The following is an 18,012-nucleotide window of genomic DNA, read 5'->3' on the forward strand; positions in this document are numbered from 1 at the left end:
CTCCCAAAGGTATTTAAATGGCACTCACCGACAAACAAGATATGTTCTGTCGCGAGTACCTCATCGATTTAAACGCCACTCAGGCAGCGATTCGTGTGGGGTACAGCGCTAAAACTGCTAATCGTACCGCTACAAAATTGCTGTCAAAAGCTGTCATTCAAAACAGGATTGCTGAACTCAAAGCCAAGCGCAACGAGGATGTGGGCATTGATGCCGATTATGTGCTCCGGCGCTTGGTTGAAATCGACCAGATGGACGTTCTGGACATCCTCAATGACGACGGCAGCCTTAAAGCAATCAGCCTCTGGCCCAAGTCCTGGCGAACGACGCTCACCGGGCTGGATATCAGCACCACAATTCAGAACTTCGACGAGGAGACGGCGGAGACCATCCTCAAAAAGATTAAATGGCCTGACAAGGTGAAGAACCTTGAGTTGCTCGGTAAGCACGTTCGCGTACAAGCCTTCAAAGAGCAGGTTGAGCAGAAAGTCGTAGCGACCCACAACGTCATGCTGGTACCGACCAGCGACAACGTGGATAGCTGGGAAGCGGCAGCACAGAAGCAGCAGAGCGAGGTTCTTGGTGGATGAATTACAAAGCCGTCTGGAAACCCTTGCCGGGATCGCAATCGCTCTCCCTGAGCTGCCCATGTAACGAAATCCTCTACGAGGGAACGCGCGGCCCGGGTAAAACCGCCGCGCAGCTGGCGCGCTTCCGTCGTTTGGTCGGTCTGGGCTATGGCTCGTTCTGGCGTGGTGTCATCTTCGATACCGAGTATAAGAACCTCACTGACATCATCACCCAGTCAAAGCGTATGTACCGCCTGTTTAACGACGGGGCGCGCTATCTGGCATCGGCCAGTGAATTGCGTTGGGTGTGGCCTACTGGCGAGGAGCTGCTGTTCCGATTCGGGAAAGAAGAGGGTGATTACTGGGACTATCACGGGCAGGAGTTCCCGTTTATCGGGTTCAACGAACTGACAAAGCAGCAGTCTGCTGAGTTCTACGAAATGATGTTCTCCTGCCGGCGATCGTCGTTCCGGCCAGAGAACTACCCACTTGATAATGGTTTGTTGCTTAAGCCGATCCCCCTCGAAACGTTCAGTACAACGAATCCATTCGGCATCGGGCATTCCTGGGTGAAAAAACGCTTTATCGAACCAGCACCACGCGGAACCATCATCCGCGAAACGCAGAAAGTGTTTAACCCGCAGACTGAACGCGAAGAAGATGTGACGCTGACGCGCGTTGCGATTCACGGCTCATTCAAAGAAAACCCGTACCTCGATCCACAGTACATCGCGACCCTGATGGCTATCAAAGACCCTAACCGGCGCAAAGCGTGGGTGGAGGGTTCCTGGGATGTCACCAGCGGAGGGCGCTTTGACCATCTATGGAATGCATCGCTGCACGTCATTAAGCCGTTCCGCATACCGGATAGCTGGACCGTTGACCGCTCCCATGACTGGGGCGAGTCGAAGCCGTTCTCTAACCTCTGGTGGGCGCGCGCGGATGGCACCGCCGCAGAGCTGCCAGACGGTCGCCAGTTCTGCCCGCCCGCCGGGTCACTGATCCTGATTGGCGAGTGGTACGGCTGCCCTCCTGACGAGCTGAATAAAGGACTCAATATGTCCTCGACGAACGTTGCCAAGGGAGTTGCGTGGGTTGATAAGCGGTTGGTGGGGGAGGAACTGGCTGAACCTGAAGAGATAAAGCTCAACGGGATCACGCAGGGGCAATTGAATATCATGCCCGGCATCTGCAAGAAAATTGTTCCTGGCCCTGCTGACGGTGCGATCTATAACACCGGCGATGATGAGTTATCTATTGCGCAGAAAATGGAATCACAGGGTGTTAAATGGGTTCCATCGAATAAAAAACCGGGATCACGTGTGAACGGCGCGGCACTGTTTGCGGACATGCTGGAGGCTGTCATTGAAGGCAAGACGCTGGAATCGGGCGTGCCTGAGAAACCAGCCTTCTACGTGTTCGATTATTGCCGGGGCTGGATAAGCCGCGTGCCAGTTCTCGTTCGAGACAGCAAAAATCCTGATGACGTAGACACCCAGCAGGAAGATCACGACTGGGATGGTACGCGTTACGCCGTGCTGCACTCACCGCCGAAGAAAGTCGGCAAAGTCACTAAACTACGGATGTAAAACCATGCCTGATATTTCAACACCCAATCTGGACTATGGGAACATGGTACAGGCGTGGGACATCAACGACGCCCTGATGGGTGGCACGCTGTATATGCGCCAGCTTGGTGAGGCTTATATGCCGCGCTGGCCAAAAGAAGACAAAGATGACTATAAAAAGCGTCTCGACGTGGCCACGCTATTGCCGGCCTACGAAGAGACGATTAACCAAAATGTTGGGCGTGTTTTTGCTGAGCCTATCCAGCTTGGTGAGAACGTGCCGGATGCGCTGCGAGAATTTGCAAAGGATGTGGATCTGGAAGGGACGCGCCTTGATGTCTGGGCGCAGGCCTTCTTCAGCCTGGCGATGCAGTATGGCCTTTCTCATGCGCTGGTGGATTTTCCGCGTGTAGACGCCGAACAGGTGAAGACCAAGGCAGATGAAAAAGCCACCGGCGCGCGACCCTACGTAACCATGCTCAATCCCCGCCAGGTGATTGGCTGGAAGTCGAAGATGGTCGGCGGTAAGGTTCAGCTCACAGCACTGCGCATCAAAGAGGTTGTGGTTGAAGATGGTGACGACTTCGGGCAGAAGAAAGTCGAGCAGATCCGCTATCTGACTCCAGGGAAAGTTGAGATTTACCGCAAGTCTACTGGCGCTGAGGGCTCGGCAACCTGGGCACTGCATGAGGCATGGGAAACTTCCCGCAAGGACATCACGCTGGTCACGCTTTACACCAAGCGCACCGGTTTTATGTGCGGCTCTCCGCCGCTGCTCAACATGGCGTTGCTTAACATCAAGCACTGGCAGAGCCAGAGTGAGCAGGACAACATCCTCCACGTCTCCAGGGTGCCAATACTGACAGTTTTCGGTCTCGAAGAGGGGCAGGAGCTGACGATCGGATCATCATCAGCAGCTTCATTCACCGATCGGCAGAAGCAGGGGCTCGAATACGTCGAGCACACAGGTTCCTCCATTGGCGCTGGCAAAGAGTCGCTGGCTGAGTTGGTAGAGCAAATGCGCCAGGCTGGCGCGAAGTTGCTACGCACCGATAACACCTCGACCAAGTCAGTAGACCAGACCTCAGAAGAGAAGATGCAGGAGCAGTCGCCGCTCTACACCATGGCAACGAGCCTGGAAGACGCGATCGACAACATCCTGCAAATCATGGCTGAGTACATAGGCGAGAAGGAAGGCGGCAACGTAGACGTTCGCACCGAACTGGACGTTGAGTCGAAAGAATTCAATCCTCCAGCGGCGATGGCCATTCAGTCGCTGCGCCAGGGCGGCGACCTTCGCCGCATCGATGCCATCAAGGCCCTGCAAAAACTCAATCTGATTGATGCTGATGCGGATCCGGAGAAGGTTCTGGATGAGTTGCTGGCCGAGTCTGCGTCGTTGACTGAACCACCGCCGGGGGTGTGATATGGCCCGAACGGTCAATGACCGCCTACAGGACGAGACGATAGCGCACGGACTGTATGTGAACCGCTACGGTACTGGCGTCGCCCGGCGCATGGTTGCGCTGCTCAGCAAGCTTGATTCCGACCTGGCCGCCAAGTTGATGGTGTTGCTGGATGGTAAGCGTGCGGACACCTATAGTGCCCGCCGCTTGGCATCGCTGTTGGCTGGTGTGCGGGACCTCAACCAGCAGGCCTACGAACCGGTTAATGCCGCGCTTGCCCGCGAGCTGACGCGTTACGTTGAGTATGAAGCCGGGTATCAGATGGACCTGTTCAGCAGCGTAATCCCTCAGCAAATACTGAAACATGTCCCGCTTCAGAGCATCGCGCCAGAGCAGGTTTATGCCAGCGCTGTAGCGCAGCCGTTCCAGGGACGTTTGCTGAAAGAGTGGGGGAAGAAACTCGAATCGGATCGGCTGGACAAGATTACCAATGCCGTTCGCTCCGGGTTCCTCCAGGGCGAAACGGTAGAGCAAATTGTTAAACGTGTCGCCGGCACGCCGCAGCGCAACCGTGAAGATGGGGTGATCAACACTGCCCGTCGTGACCTGGCGGTGGTATCGCGTACCGCGGTGAACCACATGGCCGCCACAGCACGCCAGGAGTTCGCCCAGGTCAACAGCGATATCGTGAAGGCAAAACAGTGGTCCTCAACACTCGACACGCATACCAGCCAGTGGTGCATTATCCGCGACCGCAAACTCTACACGCTCGACGGCAAGCCGCTGGGGCATGTAGTTCCTTATCTGCGCGGACCTGGCAAAATCCACTTCTGCTGTCGTTCCGGCGAAATCCTGATCACGAAATCGTGGGAAGAGTTGCAGATATCCTCTGGCGAACTGAGCAGCGCCACACGCGCTTCTATGGACGGGCAGGTACCAGCGCATACCAGCTATGCCGAATGGCTTACCCGACAGCCGTACGCGCGACAGGAACAGGTGCTGGGCGTTACCCGCGCGATGATGCTACGTGATGGCAAAATCACTGTGCCGGAGATGTTCAACGATGCCGGGGAGTTTCTTACCCTGGATGAACTGCGCCGCGTGGATGCGTCGGCGTTTGGTTAATAAATAAGCGATATGGGAATTCCCATATCGGTCAGATCACAGGCTGCCTCCGGGCAGCTTTTTTTATGCCTGCCGCTGAGCGGATGCGACGCGGTGACCGGGTCGGATGACCCACCATCAATGGCCGGAAGGCTGGAGCAAAACAATGAAACTCAAACTCGATGCTAACGGCAATGTGGTCGTTGAAAACGGTATGCCTGTGTACGTCCATGATGACGGCAAAGAAATCCCGTTCGATGCGGTTGCGGCGATGACAAAAATCACTTCCCTGAACGGTGAGGCTAAAACACACCGCGAGGCGAAGGAATCGGCGGAAGCCAGTCTCGCAAAATTCGCTGGCATCACCGACCCGACCAAGGCGCTCGAGGCCCTGGAGATGATGACCAAAATCGACCAGAAAAAACTGATCGACGCTGGCGCCGTTGACCAGGTGAAGGCCGAGATCACCAAGGTTTTCCAGCAGCAGCTGGACGAAGCGAACGGAAAAAACCAGGCGCTGGAAACCCAGCTCTACGACGAGATGATTGGCGGCCGCTTCGGTGGCTCTAAATTCATTACCGAAAAGATGGCGATCCCGGCTGAGTTTGTGCGTTCCCACTTCGGCCAGAACTTCAAAATCGAAGACGGCAAGGTCGTGGCCTACGACGGGCAGGGCAACAAAGTGTTCTCCCGTACCAAGCCCGGTGAACTGGCTGGTTTCGATGAAGCGCTGGAATCTCTGGTCGAGTTGCATCCGCAGAAAGACTACATCCTCAAAGCGTCCGGCAACAGCGGTGGCGGTTCCCACCAGTCGCAGCATCAGGCCGGGCAAAAAACCATGAAACGCGGTGCGTTTGATTCCCTGGATAACGCTGGCAAGCAAGCAGCGCTGAAAGATGGCGTCAGCATCGTCGATTAAATCGAAAGGAGCCATAAATGGCAGGCAATACCCTAACTGGTCTGATCCCGACCATCTATACCGCACTGGACGTAGTGTCTCGTGAGCAAACTGGCTTCATCCCTGCTGTAGCGCGAGACGCTAAGGCAGATGCAGCTGCGAAAGACCAGACCGTGCGTGCACCAGTCGCCCCTGCGGCCACCACTGAAGATATTGTCCCGGGGCCGTCAGCGCCTAATACCGGTGACCAGAATATCGGCGGTGTGGATGTCAAAATCACCAAGTCCAAAATGGCCCCGGTCAAATGGAACGGTGAAGAGCAACTGGCGCTGGGCCCAGCTGGTACCTACAATACCATCCTGGCCGATCAGTTCAAACAGGCTTTCCGCGCGCTGGCGAACGAAGTGGATGCTGACCTTGCTGCATTGTTCCTCAACTCATCCCGTGCGGTTGGCGTGCCTAAGGATACCCCGTTCAGCATCAAAGACGATCTGACCGATGCTGCGCTGGCGCGTCAAATCCTGACTGATAACGGCGCGCCAACCACAGACATGCGTATGGTGCTGGGCGGTGAAGCGATGGCCTCCATTCGTGGCAAACAATCTGTGCTGTTCAAAGCGAACGAAGCGGGCACCGACCAGCTGCTGCGTGAAGGCGTCATCGGACGCATCATGGGCTTCAATCTCCACGAATCCTTCAACATTAAGCGTACCGCGAAAAGCACTGCGGCTGGCTACAAGGTCAACGGTGCGAAAAAAGAGGGAGATATCATCGTTGCCATCTCGGCGGGCACCGGCGGCATTGCTGCGGGCACTGCGGTGAAGTTCGACGGTGACGACAATCAGTACATGGTTGTAGCGGCTACATCTTCCACTATCACCATTAGTGCGCCTGGCCTCCGGCAGGATTTGGCTGACCAGGCTGCTGTCACCGTGCTGAGCGAATTCGTGCCGAACATGGCGTTTGACCGTGGCGCATTCCTGCTGGCCAGCCGTACCCCGGCAATGCCTGAAGGTGGCGATACTGCTGATGATGTCATGAACGTGACCGACCCGGTATCTGGCATCACCTTCCAGGTGGCGCTGTACCGTCAGTACCGTCAGGTGCGTTACGAAGTTGGTCTGGCATGGGGTGTGGCTGCTGTGGCGCCACGTCATTCCGCCATCATCATGGGTTAACCACAGGGGCTTCGGCCCCTTTGTTTTTCAGGAGGCCCAATGGCCGGATTAACTAAAGAGCAGCGCGCGCAGCGTGAGGCTGAAAAGAATGCAGCGCAGAACGGTGCTGAACAAACTCCTGCTAATCAGGAACAGCAGAGTATCGAGCTGGTGGTCATGGTGCGTGAGATCCCGGAGTTCCCCGGCGGCCCGCTGAGCGCGGAAGTTCACCCTGACGAAGTTGATAACTGGCTGGCGCTGGACTGGCGCCTGGAGGAGTAACCATGCTGGTTGCCTATCCCCATTCGCCAGACTTCAACACCTACGCCAGCGTTGTTGACCTGCGAGCGTTTGCGGCAGGACGCGGGTATACCGTTCCTGCCGATGATGGTGAGTGCGGACAGATGCTGATGCAGGCGATGGATTATCTGGAGGGTAAGTCATGGCGCGGGCAGCGCAGCGATGCTTCACAGCCGCTGTCCTGGCCTCGCTCTGGCGTTCGCTTCGATGGCGTTGACCTGCCGGATGACGCCATCCCGCAGCGCCTGGTTGATGCGCAGTGCCGCCTGGCCATCGAATCGCAGGAGATTGACCTGACGCCTTCGGTTGCTGGTGGAGGGGCGGTGACGATGGAGCGCGTCGAGGGTGCGGTAACCGTCCAGTACGAGCCCGGCACCAACAAAGCCTCACCATCATTCCCCTGGTTCTATTCATCGATGCGCGGGCTGGTGGTGGGCGGCAATCAGATCCGCATCGAAAGGGGTTGATATGGCAATTAACTACCTCCGTATGCGTGCGACTGCGACGCGACTGCTGACCGAGAACGGAAGGACCTACCCGCTGACCCGCGGCGGCAGCACTACTCGCGATCAGTTCGGTAAGGAAGTTACCACACCGGTGACCACTGCGACGGTCACCGGCGTTATCACCGAATACTCATCCCGAGAAATTGATGGTTCGCTGATCGCCACTGGCGATAAGAAGCTGGCAGCCACATTCGAAACGGAAGTGCGTATCGATGACCGCATTGAAATTGACGGCAAAAAATGGCGCGTGGTGCAGCCGAACCCGGTTAAGCCTGCTGACGTGCTTATCTCGTACAACATCCAGTTGAGGGCGTGATAATGGCCAGCACTGCAAATCAGCCCTTTTTGGCTGCCATTCAGTTGTTCATGGATAGCTCAAAAGAGGAGATGGATGAGGTGGTACGGAGGACAGGCATTAAAATCCTTGGTCGCCTTATTGAAATGTCTCCGGTTGGCCAACCAGAAACATGGGAGGTGAATCAGACGGCATCTGCCTACAACACCGCCGTTCGTGAGCACAATGCAGCTCTGCGCGATGACCCGGCCAACCTGACCAAATCAGGGCGGCTTAAGCGCGGTCTGCGTGTCAACGACTCGATGGATATCAAAAAGCCTGAGGGGTATGTCGGCGGGCGCTTCAAAAACAACTGGTATGTCGGTTTTGATAACAAACCTACAGAATCGAACGATACTCCTGATGCATCCGGTCAAGGATCTAACTCTCGCGGGCTGGCAGTGCTCGAGGTTTTCCGGGTTGGGCAGGTAAGCACGATTTATTTCACCAACAATTTGCCATATGCGCTGGCGCTGGAGAATGGGCATTCGAACCAGGCACCAGGGGGAATGGTTGGCCTGACAGCGATTGATGCTGCCCAGTATTTCCGTGAGGCAATGAGCGAGGTTCGCAATGGCCAGTGATCAGTCAATGCGAATAGCTGAGTTGCTGGAGGGGCGTATTGCTGTTATCTGCACTTCGCTCGGTCTGCCAGTGGCCTGGCCGAACATCACGTTCACTCCTCCCGATAATGCGCCTTACGGGCGTGTTTATGTTTTACCGGCGCAAACCGTAGGACAGGATCTTGAAGGCCAATTGCGCACGTACCACGGCATTCTCCAGCTGAACATCATTGCGCCAGCAGGTAGCGGGGTGACGCAGGCCAGAGGGCTGGCAAAGTCTGTCGCTGATGCTTTTCCCGAAGGACTGCCGCTGGTGGATGGGGACCTGACCGTCTACATCAACGGGCCGCCTCAGGTCCGTCAGCCAATACAGGATCGTCCTACCTCCGCACCCAACGGTAGTAGTGGCTCCATCACCTATACCACCCCCATCAGTATGCAGTATCGCGCTGATTACTGACCCGCTGCATGGCGGGTTTTTTTATTCCCTAAATTCAGGAGAATGCAATGGCATTCGCAATCCCTAACGGGTCACGTGTGAACGTGGCCAAGGCCTATCAGGCCGCAATTACCTTCACTGCTGCATCCAATGCGACGGAATGCGAGCTGACCGTTGCATCCGCTGCTGGCATCCTGGCTGGCGATGTTGTCCAGGTGAGTTCTGGCTGGCTTAAGCTCGACAATATGGTATTGCGCGTTAAGTCCGTTACCGGCACTAAAATCGTGCTGGAAGCGTTCGATACCACCGACACCACGAAATTTCCTGCGGGTACCGGAGCAGGCACGCTACGTAAAATCGATTCGTGGATCACCATGCCTCAGGTCATGACTTTGTCTACCGAAGGCGGCGACCAGCAGACCATCAGCGTGCAGTTCCTGGAAGATGATAAGGCTCGAACCATCCCGACGTTTAAAAACGCCGTAGTTCAGGTCTACACCTTCGCACATGACCCACTTTTGGCTATCTACAAACGACTCATTGAACTGGATGAGTCGAGCGATTCAACCGCAATCTGGTTCCACAACCAGCGCGGCAAGGCTGACCGTTACTATTCTGCGAAAGTATCGTTCCAGAAGGTTCCAAAGACCGAAATCAACACCGTGGAAAGCAACGAAGCGCGCATGAACTTTGAATCGGATATGCAGATTTACCCGATCGCTGACGCCTCTGCGGTGCCGCTGGCGTTCCTGACAGACCTGTCCCCAACCAAATCTGTTGCCACTGGTGCAGCTTTGGATCTGGCGGTGGTAATGCAGGGCGGTTCCGCGCCCTACACCTACGTCTGGAAGAAAGCGGGTACAGCCATTCCGGGCAAAACGGCCTCGACGTTCAACATCCCATCTGCGGAATCCGGCGATGCTGGCTCTTACACCTGTGAGGTCAGCGACGCCGCAGGCAAGACCATCACGTCTGCTGCGTGCGCCGTTACGGTGAGCTAACCAACGAAGCCCGGTTCGCCGGGTTAAAAATACGCCCAGAACAGTTCCCTTTTAAATGTGTATTCCCTCGCACGGGAGCAACATCAATCGTGTTTACGTTGGGTGTTGGATGAGCTAGCCCAAAGTAAACCCCTAAAATTTTGGCTAAAGATAATTACTCATCCTGTCGATAACAAATGAAATTTTTAAGTAAAAACTAAAGTCGATTGATGCATGGGGAGATGTTTATGAACTTTTTTATTTTTGTTCTGGCTATTATTGTTGCGGTTTTCGTGTATAGAAAATCCAAAAGCAGATCATTGGCAAAAGGTCGAAGCAAGGTAAGAGCAGCTGTAACTGCATTTGCATTATCATTTTTTTCTTTCATCATTCTTATCTCGTTTGGAAGCAAGGAACAGTCTTCAGATCAAGAGAAAACAGTCTCTACTCTTAGGGATTCAGGCGGAGAAAAAGTTGATTTTGACCTTGCGGACAATTTTCAGAAGTCAGTCTTTGATGAAATTAAGGCCATGCCAAACGGCACCAGTGATTCTAAGGAAGCATTTGATAGAGATAGAGCTTTATCCATCTTCAAGGACTATGGTGTTCGCATGAAGGACTTTGACTCAAGTGTCAAAGATATTTGCAGTGTTGGTTATAATAAATGGCAGTCCTTCTATAAGTATGAAACAAGTACATGGTTACCATTAAACTCTGAAAATTACATTGTTCAGGCTGAAACTGAGCGAAGGGAAGCCTTTAACAAAAAAAATATGGAAATGCTAAAGATTGAAACGAAAAAAATGATGGATTGTTTCTACGAGGAGTCGCAGAAATTACCTCAACACATTACTCGTTCAAAACGTAGCGAATGAGATATTGAGAGGTCCTTTAATTATGTTGAATGAGTAATAAATAATTACTCAAATAATTCCATGCCTCAGTTGTGCGAGGTTTTCAGGAATTTAAAATTTAATGTTTGACTCACCTTAATAACCCGCTACGGCGGGTTTTTCTGTTTTCTAAGGAACCGAAATGTCCAAATTCTCTCTGATCCCTAATCCTACCTTTTCCGTTACCGCCAGCATCCCACGCGCCGGCGCTGAAGACGGCAAACTGACCTTCACTTTCCGCCATAAAACGCTGGAGGAACTGCGTGCTATGGACGAGAAACTGCACAAAGCAGCCGAAGGGAAAAAAGCCCCTACTGAGCCACAGGCCGACTACCTTATGGAAATTGTTGAAGGTTGGGCGCTCCCTGACGAATTCACCCGCGATAACGTGATCACATTGCTGAAGAACTACCCGCGGGCCTTTGACAGCATCGGCCTGGCCTACACCAAAGAGCTGATGGGTATCCGCGAAAAAAACTGAGGCAGGTCGCCGCAGCGATGTATACGCCAGGACCGACGCTCGCGGAGCTGAGCGCTTTTGGTTTGACGCCTGAAGATGTTGAGGAAGAGGTGGGGATCCTGCCATCGACATGGAAAGTATTCACCATCTTCTCCACGCTGGCGACCCAATGGCGCGTAGGTGCGAGCGGTGCGACCGGTCTTGATTACAACGTTCTCCCCTGGGTGTTTCAGTTGCATGGGGTTGAGGATGCGGCGGCCTGCATGGCTGATCTTCAGATTATGGAAAGTGAGGCTCTCAAGGTAATGCATAAGGAGACGAGCAAATGACAGACCAGATCGCCTCGATTACTTTGAAGGCTGATGTTGCTGACCTGAAAACAGCCAGCAACGAACTGGATAAACTCGGTGAAGCGGCGGCCGGCGCCGTCGAGAAAGCGGATGACCTTAACAGTGTATTCCGGGCTGGTGCAGAGTCAGCAAAACAGGGTAGTGCAGGTATCAAAGAGCAACAGGTCGCGCTGAAAGGCCTGCTGGAGAATATCGACCCGGTAAACAAGGCACTGAACCGGCTGGATGAGCAACAGGCAGCGCTGCGTAACTTCCAGAACAAAGGCTTTCTGGATACTGAGGATTTTCAGCATTACAACAAAATCCTCGATGATACACGCTTAAAACTGACGGACACCGGGGAAGCCGCAGTGAAGGCTCAGGCAGAACTGGCAGCTACCCAGGCAGCAGAAAAACAATCCGCCGTACTGAAGAATCTGCTGGGCTCCATCGATCCGACCATTCGCGCATTCTCTTCGCTTGATGAACAACATGCGCAGCTGGTGGCACATTTCGAAGCTGGGCGTATTAACAGCACTCAGTTCGAACACTTTAACAACATCCTCAACCAGACGCGTGAGCGGCTCTCTGGCGTGGCTGACGTGCTGCCGGATGCGCTATCACGGCAGGAGTTGGCCGCACGCCGTGCTGGTATCTCAGTGGGTCAGTACAGCGCTGCATTGCGAACACTTCCGGCTCAGTTCACGGATATCGCCACGCAGTTGGCTGGTGGTCAGTCGCCTTTTCTGATCCTGCTCCAGCAGGGTGGGCAGATTAAAGACCAATTCGGATCAGTTAAAGGTGCGTTAACTGGCGTAGGTTCATACGTCATGGGATTGGCAAGTCCATTCACCATTTCGGCGGCTGCTGTAGCACTGCTGACTTATGCTATCTACCAGAACCGAAAAGAAATTGATGAAGCCTCAAAGCTTACTACCTCATCTCTAGGTGCCAGTGGTGATGCTGCTGAGCGGCTCGCTCTTAACATGGTCGCCATATCTGACAAAACAGGTAAGACGATTGATGAAGTTAGCAAGATGTTCATTACCACCAATGATGGTGCCAGTGAATCAATTCAAAAACTGATTGATGTTGGCTATAGCTATGACGAGGCGAGAAAAGAGGTTGAGAAATACAAAAGCACGGGAAATTTCACCGCACTGAATGCCGAGATTGACGCACATCGACGAGAGATTCTTAAGATCGGTGACGCATGGTCAGACGCCGCTATAAAAGAGAAGAACAAGTATACCGGCTCAAACCTCGGTAAGCAGAACGTCGCGCTTGGCGGTGGTATTGATTATGGGCTGAAATTCATCGAGCAGGGTATTGACCTGCAAAAAACGATGAACCAACTGACAATTGACGGCAACAAAGCAGTTGCAGAGTCTGTCGACTGGATCAATAAAGCGTGGGAATCAACCGATCGCGTTGCAGGAGCAGAGGCAAGGCTTAAAGAAGCTCGAGAGCAGTCGCGAAAAATTGCCTTCTCTGGAGATAAAGAAGCAATTGCAAATGCGCAGCAGCTCATCGCATTGCGCCAGCGTGAGGTTGAGGAAGCAAAAAAACAACGGGACAAAAAAGACTCGCCAAAAGCGACTGCTGTTAAAGTTGACGCAGGTGATCGTACCATCGAGAACTATCAGACGCAGTCCAGGGCGCTGACTCAAACCCTCGAAACACTTCGCCAAACGGGTGAAGCGCAGGTCAGAAGTACTGAACTCAGCAAACAGCAATCACGGTTCGCTGAGTTGGAGGAGGCCTCCAAGACCCGCGCACTGACCGCTCAGGAGAAATCCCTGCTATCAAGCCGGGAAGCGATCCTCAACGCAGCTAAAGTGGTGGATCAGAAGAACAAGGAAGTCGAAGCCCAGAAGAAAATTAACGGGCTGGCTCAGCAGGCGAATAAGTACGTCACGCAGATGTCTGAAAAAACGGATGCTCTGCTAGATAGCGCCGGGCTGAGCGGCCGCCAAACCCAGCGAATGATGGAAGAGGCTCAACTCCGCCAGGGATGGCTGAATGGTGGCGGCAAGCTTGAAGATGCAGGCTATACGAAAGAGCTGGCAGCGCTTAGGAATTATTATGCTGAAGAAGACAAGCTGCGCGGCGACTGGAAGGCTGGCGCAGTAAGCGGCTGGAATGAATATCTGGACGCCGCCACGAACACCTATGACGCTGTTAAGAATGTAGCCAGTTCTACGCTAACCGGATTATCGGACATGCTTACCGAGCTTATGACAACCGGCACCGCTTCGGTTAAAGAGTTCGGCAAGTCCATGCTCAAGATGATCCTTGAGGTGACAAATCGACTTCTGGTGGCCTATGCAGTGCAAGCTGCGATGGGTTGGATAAGTGGGGGAAGTAGCGGTGGCAGTACTCCTGGTGGGGCATATGCTAACGCTGCTGCTGGCGTAACGTTCAATGCCAAAGGCGGCGTGTATGAGTCATCCGGGTTAAGTAAGTATGTGAATGGCGTCTACGATTCTCCTCAATACTTCACGTTCCAGGGGGCGTCGAAGTTTGCCAAAGGTGGCGTCTTTGCTGAGGCAGGTGCAGAGGCAATCATGCCACTGACGCGGGATTCCGCTGGGCGACTGGGTGTTCGTGCTCAGGGCGGTGGCGGTATGGCCCCAGTTATTAATACCACCGTTAATGTCGATGCTGGTGGTTCGGTAACAACCCAAACATCCAGTTCTGGTGATGCCATGGGGCGCGCACTTGCTGATGAAATGCAATCCGCTGCGTTGCAAGTGATACAAAAACATATCAAACCAGGCGGGATAATCTATAACTTCACAAAAGGTAGATAGTTTTTGCGTCAGTCCTTAGTTATTATTTCTAAAAACATAATGATTAAGGGGATTTAAATGAAAAAAGTGTTACTTGCTTGTTGTTTAACTTTATTGCTCTCTGGGTGTGACAAACCAAAAGTTGATGCATCAACAGATGAGACGATGAAAACATCTCTTCAGAAGGTAAAAGAATCTCTTCCAGAGGAGAAAAGACAGGAGTTTAGTGAAGCCACTTCAACCATAGTGATGAATAGCATTGACATGAAAGCTATGATGGCTGGCGCTTTTTCTGGCAACGGAGATACTATTGCCACACAGCAAGCTGAGAAAGCAAAGGCGGCATTAAATGGGAAGACAGGCGAAGAGATAATCAGCGAGGCAAAGGTAATTTTAGCTGAGAGAGCACAAAAAGAGCAGCAACAAGCTTTGCAAGAGATCGCTGAACTTAAAGATAAGAATGCTAAATCTCAGCAGGCAAAAGAAGCTTTAAAAAACTTTGTTGTTAATAAATCACGCTTTTATTTCCAGAAGCAGGAATTTGGCAACCCCCGCCCTGTGATTGAACTGAGCGTTGAAAACAAAACTGGCACTCCAATATCTAGAGCATATTTCAAAGGTACTATTGCCTCTCCCGGTCGCTCTATCCCTTGGCTAGTTGACACTTTCAACTATGCCATCCCTGGAGGGCTTGAACCGGGTGAAAAAGCTGATTGGCCTTTACTTCCTAACATGTTCTCAGATTGGGGCAAAGTCGAAGCCCCTGATGATGCTATTTTCACGGTTGAGGTGGTTAAATTGGATGGTCCTGACGGAAAGACCTTGTTTGACGCAGAAGGTTTTAGCGAAGACGACCAAAAGCGGTTAGATATGCTTGTTACCAAATACGCCACAAAATAGACCCGACAGACGAAAGTTAAGCCCCGCTCAAGTCTTCAATAATAGCCCACTTAGGTGGGCTATCTGGTGATACAAATTTGTATCATGAACTCAGTTTTTTTTATTGTCATCAGAGTCTTTGCGAAGGCCAGGATAATCAGCTTTTGTAATAACTTGCTGATAAACACCATGTAACGTCGTCTGGCTCTGAATGAGATCCACCTCAGCGTAAACAGCAGTAGCCAAAACAAATCCATCACCTTTGTTAATTACTAGGTCACCATAGTTTTTATTCAAAGCCTTAAGTGTCACCTGAAAGAGATCGGTGTAGTACTGCTTAAAGGTCATTTCCTCTTCATAACCATATAAAACAAAGCTGCCCTGTTGTGGTTCAACGCCAGGATCGAAAGTAACAATACATCCAGGAGGGAAACTGAATCCTCCGGATCCTCTCATTGACTCGCCAACAATTTTAAGGGCGAAAGCACTATCGCTCACAGCCACACCACATGGGTGAAATGCGGTCGCAGATTTTAACACTTCATCAAGTCTGTCAGCGAACGGTCCCATTGTTAAAAGCGGGATCTGGCGAACAGAAGTGTACGGGATGAAATTTCTCAGATTGGGTTCCTGTCCATCACCGGAAGCCAGCCAGCCTGGAGTAGTTCCAAGTGCTGATGCAAGCCTCAATAAAACAGGGTCGCGCGGCTTAGAATCACCACCTTCGTATGCGGCAATCTGACGCTGCACGATGCCTACTTGCTTAGCAAGTTCTGTCTGAGTTAGGCCCAGAGATTTTCTCAGCGTGGAGACCCGCTCATGAAACAGGGAGTCAAAGTTCACAATTTCACCATTAAAGAGATGTTGACATATGAATAATTCATATTAGTATCTCTACAAGTTCATATGAGTTTTTATGTAGAGAGAACTAGAGGAGTTCATAATGTCTGAAAACATTTCCACTATCAAGCCGCGCCAGGTCCGTTTTGTTGAGAAAGTGGATTCTCATATTCGTGAGTCCGCCAAGCGTTGTCACCGCTCCATTCAGGCAGAGATTGCATATCGCATGGAGTTGCTGATTAAGCTTGAGGAGAAGGGCGATGTTGTCATCCAGTAAAAACAGCGAAGCCCAGAAGTGCGCTAACACCCTGGGCCTCTTATCGAACAAATCCGGCAAAGGAAATATCGACATGAATATTGTAGCAAAATCAGATCTGAACTTCCAAGGTAAAGCAATTGTTCCAGTTGCTGGTATGAGCGGCATTTGGCTTACCTCTGCTGAAATCGCGGCAGCCCTGCAATATAAGAGCGCTAAGTCGGTAACGAACCTGTTCAACCAGAACGCAGACGAGTTTACTGGTGGTATGACTAAGGTCATTGAATCAGTGACCTCAGGAAATTACCGCAAAAAGGTACGCGTTTTCTCTCTTCGCGGCGCGCACTTAATCGCGATGTTTGCCCGCACCCCGGTTGCTAAAGAATTCCGTAAGTGGGTGTTGGATATTTTGGATAGAGGGATTGAAGCGACAAGTGTTGAAAATCTTCCTACTGAATTTCATCAACGGGTAATGCTTTACTTTGATAGCAAAGGTGGAGTTATCGGTACGCAACCACTAACAGAAGATCAGGTTGTTATGTCTTTTGATGGGTTTGTAAATTTGTTCAGAGGAAAAGGGTGGTTGGTTGCTCCGAAGGAGGAAGTTGCAAAAGGATTGATAGGAGCAATACAAAGTTTGCCATAGTGCAAAAAGAAAAACCGTCAGTTGGAGCTGACGGTTCACTGAAGTCTAACTACGTATAGGAGCGTATATGACTGGTTTAAATTTAGCAGCAAAAAGATCTAATGTCACCGAGAAAACCATTGACAGTCAGTATTTGTTGGAAATGGTGAATGCCGCACGAAAACAGTGCGGTGAGCCGATCGTCCGAAATAATAAGTTTATTGAGAAAGTTGTTGATGAGCTTGATGGGGAGACCTACACAAAAAGTGTAGGTCGTAAAAATGGTCAGGACATTGAAGTCATTACAATGTCCATCAAGCAGGCACTCCGAGTGGCCGCCCGCGAGTCCAAAGCAGTTCGCCGCTCCCTGGTTGATAAGCTGGAAGATATGCAAGTGCATCCGGAGATATCGAAAAACCAGTCAGGTATCACCGAATATAGACTGGCAAAAGCTGACCAACTGAAAGCTCAGGCCCTGGAAAAGAATATCGCCAGCGCCCGTGAGATTATGTCTCTGCTGCCGCGCCTCGACCCAATGGCGCAGCATACGCTTACGGCATCGCTAATAAACCCGTTGATCGGCTATGACGCTATACCGCTACCAGTCATTGAGGAGCATTACCGTACAGCTGGCGAGGTTGGCGAAATGCTTGGTGTGTCTGCTCAGAAGATCGGGCGCGTGGCGAATGCTAACAACTTGAAAACGACTGCACACGGCAAATTCTTCTTGGATAAGTCTGCGCACTCCAGCAAGCAGGTCGAGGCGTTTCGCTATAATGCAGAAGGTGTTAAGGCACTGCGTCACCTGATACACGGTGCTGATGTTGCATAGGTTTGAAACATCTTCACTGTAGGCCCCCTTTTTATGAACGGTATTGATAAGTTAATATGTTTAACAGTCAATGAATGGTCATACAGATGCTCAAATGTAGGGAGTTTAGGGTTTAATGGATAAATGTGAAAAATGTGGTTGGCAGCTATCATTTAGCGGTGTGGTGAATTGCCTTTGTGACAAAGATAACTGTTTTGGGCAACGCTGTGGCGCTAATGAGTTACATCGTCGTTATAAATGTAGCAACCCAGATTGTGATAATGAAGGAACTCCTAGTGAGAC

21 protein-coding genes are annotated in these 18,012 nt (G+C 51.9%); 20 read left to right on the forward strand and 1 reads right to left on the reverse strand.

What is annotated here, in order from left to right:
- The first annotated feature begins 17 nt into the window (after nt 1–17).
- The 17 genes from HV107_RS21070 (at nt 18) to HV107_RS21150 (ending at nt 15,198) form a co-directional block, all read left to right on the forward strand.
- Nucleotides 18–590, forward strand: a complete 573-nt coding sequence (locus tag HV107_RS21070) for a terminase small subunit (protein ID WP_182060682.1) — start codon at nt 18–20, stop codon at nt 588–590.
- A complete protein-coding gene (locus HV107_RS21075) occupies nt 587–2,158 on the forward strand; it encodes a terminase (protein ID WP_182060683.1) in 1,572 nt (523 codons plus the stop codon). Before HV107_RS21070 ends, HV107_RS21075 begins: the two co-directional genes overlap by 4 nt.
- Nucleotides 2,159–2,162: 4 nt before the next feature.
- Nucleotides 2,163–3,563, forward strand: coding sequence for a DUF4055 domain-containing protein (locus tag HV107_RS21080; protein ID WP_182060684.1), 1,401 nt, complete (start codon nt 2,163–2,165; stop codon nt 3,561–3,563).
- Between the two features lies 1 nt (nt 3,564).
- Nucleotides 3,565–4,668: a hypothetical protein gene (locus HV107_RS21085; RefSeq protein WP_182060685.1), complete on the forward strand. Its 1,104-nt coding sequence runs from the start codon at nt 3,565–3,567 to the stop codon at nt 4,666–4,668.
- Between the two features lie 145 nt (nt 4,669–4,813).
- Nucleotides 4,814–5,566 (forward strand): DUF6651 domain-containing protein, encoded by a 753-nt coding sequence (locus tag HV107_RS21090; protein WP_182060686.1) that lies wholly within the window; start codon nt 4,814–4,816, stop codon nt 5,564–5,566.
- Nucleotides 5,567–5,583: 17 nt separating this feature from the next.
- Nucleotides 5,584–6,723 carry a P22 phage major capsid protein family protein gene (locus HV107_RS21095; protein ID WP_182060687.1) on the forward strand — a complete coding sequence of 380 codons (1,140 nt, stop codon included), beginning with the start codon at nt 5,584–5,586 and terminating at the stop codon, nt 6,721–6,723.
- A 39-nt stretch (nt 6,724–6,762) separates the two neighbouring features.
- Entirely contained in the window at nt 6,763–6,984 is a 222-nt protein-coding gene (locus tag HV107_RS21100) for a hypothetical protein (RefSeq protein WP_182060688.1), read from the forward strand.
- Between the two features lie 2 nt (nt 6,985–6,986).
- Nucleotides 6,987–7,469: a DnaT-like ssDNA-binding protein gene (locus tag HV107_RS21105; RefSeq protein ID WP_182060689.1), complete on the forward strand. Its 483-nt coding sequence runs from the start codon at nt 6,987–6,989 to the stop codon at nt 7,467–7,469.
- Between the two features lies 1 nt (nt 7,470).
- Nucleotides 7,471–7,824, forward strand: coding sequence for a hypothetical protein (locus HV107_RS21110; RefSeq protein ID WP_182060690.1), 354 nt, complete (start codon nt 7,471–7,473; stop codon nt 7,822–7,824).
- Nucleotides 7,825–7,826: 2 nt separating this feature from the next.
- Nucleotides 7,827–8,426, forward strand: a complete 600-nt coding sequence (locus HV107_RS21115; RefSeq protein ID WP_182060691.1) for a hypothetical protein — start codon at nt 7,827–7,829, stop codon at nt 8,424–8,426.
- Entirely contained in the window at nt 8,416–8,865 is a 450-nt protein-coding gene (locus HV107_RS21120; RefSeq protein WP_182060692.1) for a DUF4128 domain-containing protein, read from the forward strand. Before HV107_RS21115 ends, HV107_RS21120 begins: the two co-directional genes overlap by 11 nt.
- A gap of 47 nt (nt 8,866–8,912) precedes the next feature.
- A complete protein-coding gene (locus HV107_RS21125; protein WP_182060693.1) occupies nt 8,913–9,845 on the forward strand; it encodes a phage tail tube protein in 933 nt (310 codons plus the stop codon).
- Between the two features lie 227 nt (nt 9,846–10,072).
- Entirely contained in the window at nt 10,073–10,699 is a 627-nt protein-coding gene (locus HV107_RS21130; protein WP_182060694.1) for a hypothetical protein, read from the forward strand.
- Nucleotides 10,700–10,859: 160 nt separating this feature from the next.
- The gene (locus HV107_RS21135) at nt 10,860–11,198 is read left to right on the forward strand and encodes a phage tail assembly chaperone (protein WP_182060695.1); all 339 of its coding nucleotides are present in this window, start codon (nt 10,860–10,862) and stop codon (nt 11,196–11,198) included.
- Between the two features lie 17 nt (nt 11,199–11,215).
- Complete coding sequence (locus HV107_RS21140; RefSeq protein ID WP_182060696.1) at nt 11,216–11,506, forward strand: DUF1799 domain-containing protein; 291 nt, start codon at nt 11,216–11,218, stop codon at nt 11,504–11,506.
- On the forward strand, nt 11,503–14,319 hold the full coding sequence (locus tag HV107_RS21145; protein ID WP_182060697.1) for a phage tail tape measure protein: 2,817 nt from the start codon (nt 11,503–11,505) through the stop codon (nt 14,317–14,319). The genes HV107_RS21140 and HV107_RS21145 overlap by 4 nt, the downstream gene beginning before the upstream one ends.
- 57 nt (nt 14,320–14,376) lie before the next feature.
- On the forward strand, nt 14,377–15,198 hold the full coding sequence (locus HV107_RS21150) for a DUF6694 family lipoprotein (protein WP_182060698.1): 822 nt from the start codon (nt 14,377–14,379) through the stop codon (nt 15,196–15,198).
- A gap of 90 nt (nt 15,199–15,288) precedes the next feature.
- Here the strand turns inward: HV107_RS21150 and HV107_RS21155 are convergent, their stop codons facing one another.
- The gene (locus tag HV107_RS21155) at nt 15,289–16,020 is read right to left on the reverse strand and encodes a LexA family transcriptional regulator (RefSeq protein WP_182060699.1); all 732 of its coding nucleotides are present in this window, start codon (nt 16,018–16,020) and stop codon (nt 15,289–15,291) included.
- Between the two features lie 100 nt (nt 16,021–16,120).
- Between HV107_RS21155 and HV107_RS21160 the strand changes: the two genes are divergently transcribed.
- The 3 genes from HV107_RS21160 to HV107_RS21170 all read left to right on the forward strand — a co-directional run bounded on the left by HV107_RS21160 (nt 16,121) and on the right by HV107_RS21170 (nt 17,730).
- On the forward strand, nt 16,121–16,294 hold the full coding sequence (locus HV107_RS21160) for a hypothetical protein (RefSeq protein ID WP_168194485.1): 174 nt from the start codon (nt 16,121–16,123) through the stop codon (nt 16,292–16,294).
- A 73-nt stretch (nt 16,295–16,367) separates the two neighbouring features.
- The gene (locus tag HV107_RS21165; protein ID WP_182060700.1) at nt 16,368–16,919 is read left to right on the forward strand and encodes a Bro-N domain-containing protein; all 552 of its coding nucleotides are present in this window, start codon (nt 16,368–16,370) and stop codon (nt 16,917–16,919) included.
- 67 nt (nt 16,920–16,986) lie between these two features.
- Complete coding sequence (locus tag HV107_RS21170) at nt 16,987–17,730, forward strand: hypothetical protein (protein ID WP_182060701.1); 744 nt, start codon at nt 16,987–16,989, stop codon at nt 17,728–17,730.
- The last annotated feature ends 282 nt before the right edge of the window (nt 17,731–18,012 follow it).

Source organism: Enterobacter sp. RHBSTW-00175, assembly GCF_013927005.1.
Lineage (GTDB): Bacteria > Pseudomonadota > Gammaproteobacteria > Enterobacterales > Enterobacteriaceae > Enterobacter.

What these genes read in the sequence shown, in the direction of transcription:
- HV107_RS21070 (WP_182060682.1), top strand. Translation starts at nt 18, where the DNA reads ATGGCACTCACCGACAAACAAGATATGTTCTGTCGCGAGTACCTCATC.
- HV107_RS21075 (WP_182060683.1), top strand. Translation starts at nt 587, where the DNA reads ATGAATTACAAAGCCGTCTGGAAACCCTTGCCGGGATCGCAATCGCTC.
- HV107_RS21080 (WP_182060684.1), top strand. Translation starts at nt 2,163, where the DNA reads ATGCCTGATATTTCAACACCCAATCTGGACTATGGGAACATGGTACAG.
- HV107_RS21085 (WP_182060685.1), top strand. Translation starts at nt 3,565, where the DNA reads ATGGCCCGAACGGTCAATGACCGCCTACAGGACGAGACGATAGCGCAC.
- HV107_RS21090 (WP_182060686.1), top strand. Translation starts at nt 4,814, where the DNA reads ATGAAACTCAAACTCGATGCTAACGGCAATGTGGTCGTTGAAAACGGT.
- HV107_RS21095 (WP_182060687.1), top strand. Translation starts at nt 5,584, where the DNA reads ATGGCAGGCAATACCCTAACTGGTCTGATCCCGACCATCTATACCGCA.
- HV107_RS21100 (WP_182060688.1), top strand. Translation starts at nt 6,763, where the DNA reads ATGGCCGGATTAACTAAAGAGCAGCGCGCGCAGCGTGAGGCTGAAAAG.
- HV107_RS21105 (WP_182060689.1), top strand. Translation starts at nt 6,987, where the DNA reads ATGCTGGTTGCCTATCCCCATTCGCCAGACTTCAACACCTACGCCAGC.
- HV107_RS21110 (WP_182060690.1), top strand. Translation starts at nt 7,471, where the DNA reads ATGGCAATTAACTACCTCCGTATGCGTGCGACTGCGACGCGACTGCTG.
- HV107_RS21115 (WP_182060691.1), top strand. Translation starts at nt 7,827, where the DNA reads ATGGCCAGCACTGCAAATCAGCCCTTTTTGGCTGCCATTCAGTTGTTC.
- HV107_RS21120 (WP_182060692.1), top strand. Translation starts at nt 8,416, where the DNA reads ATGGCCAGTGATCAGTCAATGCGAATAGCTGAGTTGCTGGAGGGGCGT.
- HV107_RS21125 (WP_182060693.1), top strand. Translation starts at nt 8,913, where the DNA reads ATGGCATTCGCAATCCCTAACGGGTCACGTGTGAACGTGGCCAAGGCC.
- HV107_RS21130 (WP_182060694.1), top strand. Translation starts at nt 10,073, where the DNA reads ATGAACTTTTTTATTTTTGTTCTGGCTATTATTGTTGCGGTTTTCGTG.
- HV107_RS21135 (WP_182060695.1), top strand. Translation starts at nt 10,860, where the DNA reads ATGTCCAAATTCTCTCTGATCCCTAATCCTACCTTTTCCGTTACCGCC.
- HV107_RS21140 (WP_182060696.1), top strand. Translation starts at nt 11,216, where the DNA reads ATGTATACGCCAGGACCGACGCTCGCGGAGCTGAGCGCTTTTGGTTTG.
- HV107_RS21145 (WP_182060697.1), top strand. Translation starts at nt 11,503, where the DNA reads ATGACAGACCAGATCGCCTCGATTACTTTGAAGGCTGATGTTGCTGAC.
- HV107_RS21150 (WP_182060698.1), top strand. Translation starts at nt 14,377, where the DNA reads ATGAAAAAAGTGTTACTTGCTTGTTGTTTAACTTTATTGCTCTCTGGG.
- HV107_RS21160 (WP_168194485.1), top strand. Translation starts at nt 16,121, where the DNA reads ATGTCTGAAAACATTTCCACTATCAAGCCGCGCCAGGTCCGTTTTGTT.
- HV107_RS21165 (WP_182060700.1), top strand. Translation starts at nt 16,368, where the DNA reads ATGAATATTGTAGCAAAATCAGATCTGAACTTCCAAGGTAAAGCAATT.
- HV107_RS21170 (WP_182060701.1), top strand. Translation starts at nt 16,987, where the DNA reads ATGACTGGTTTAAATTTAGCAGCAAAAAGATCTAATGTCACCGAGAAA.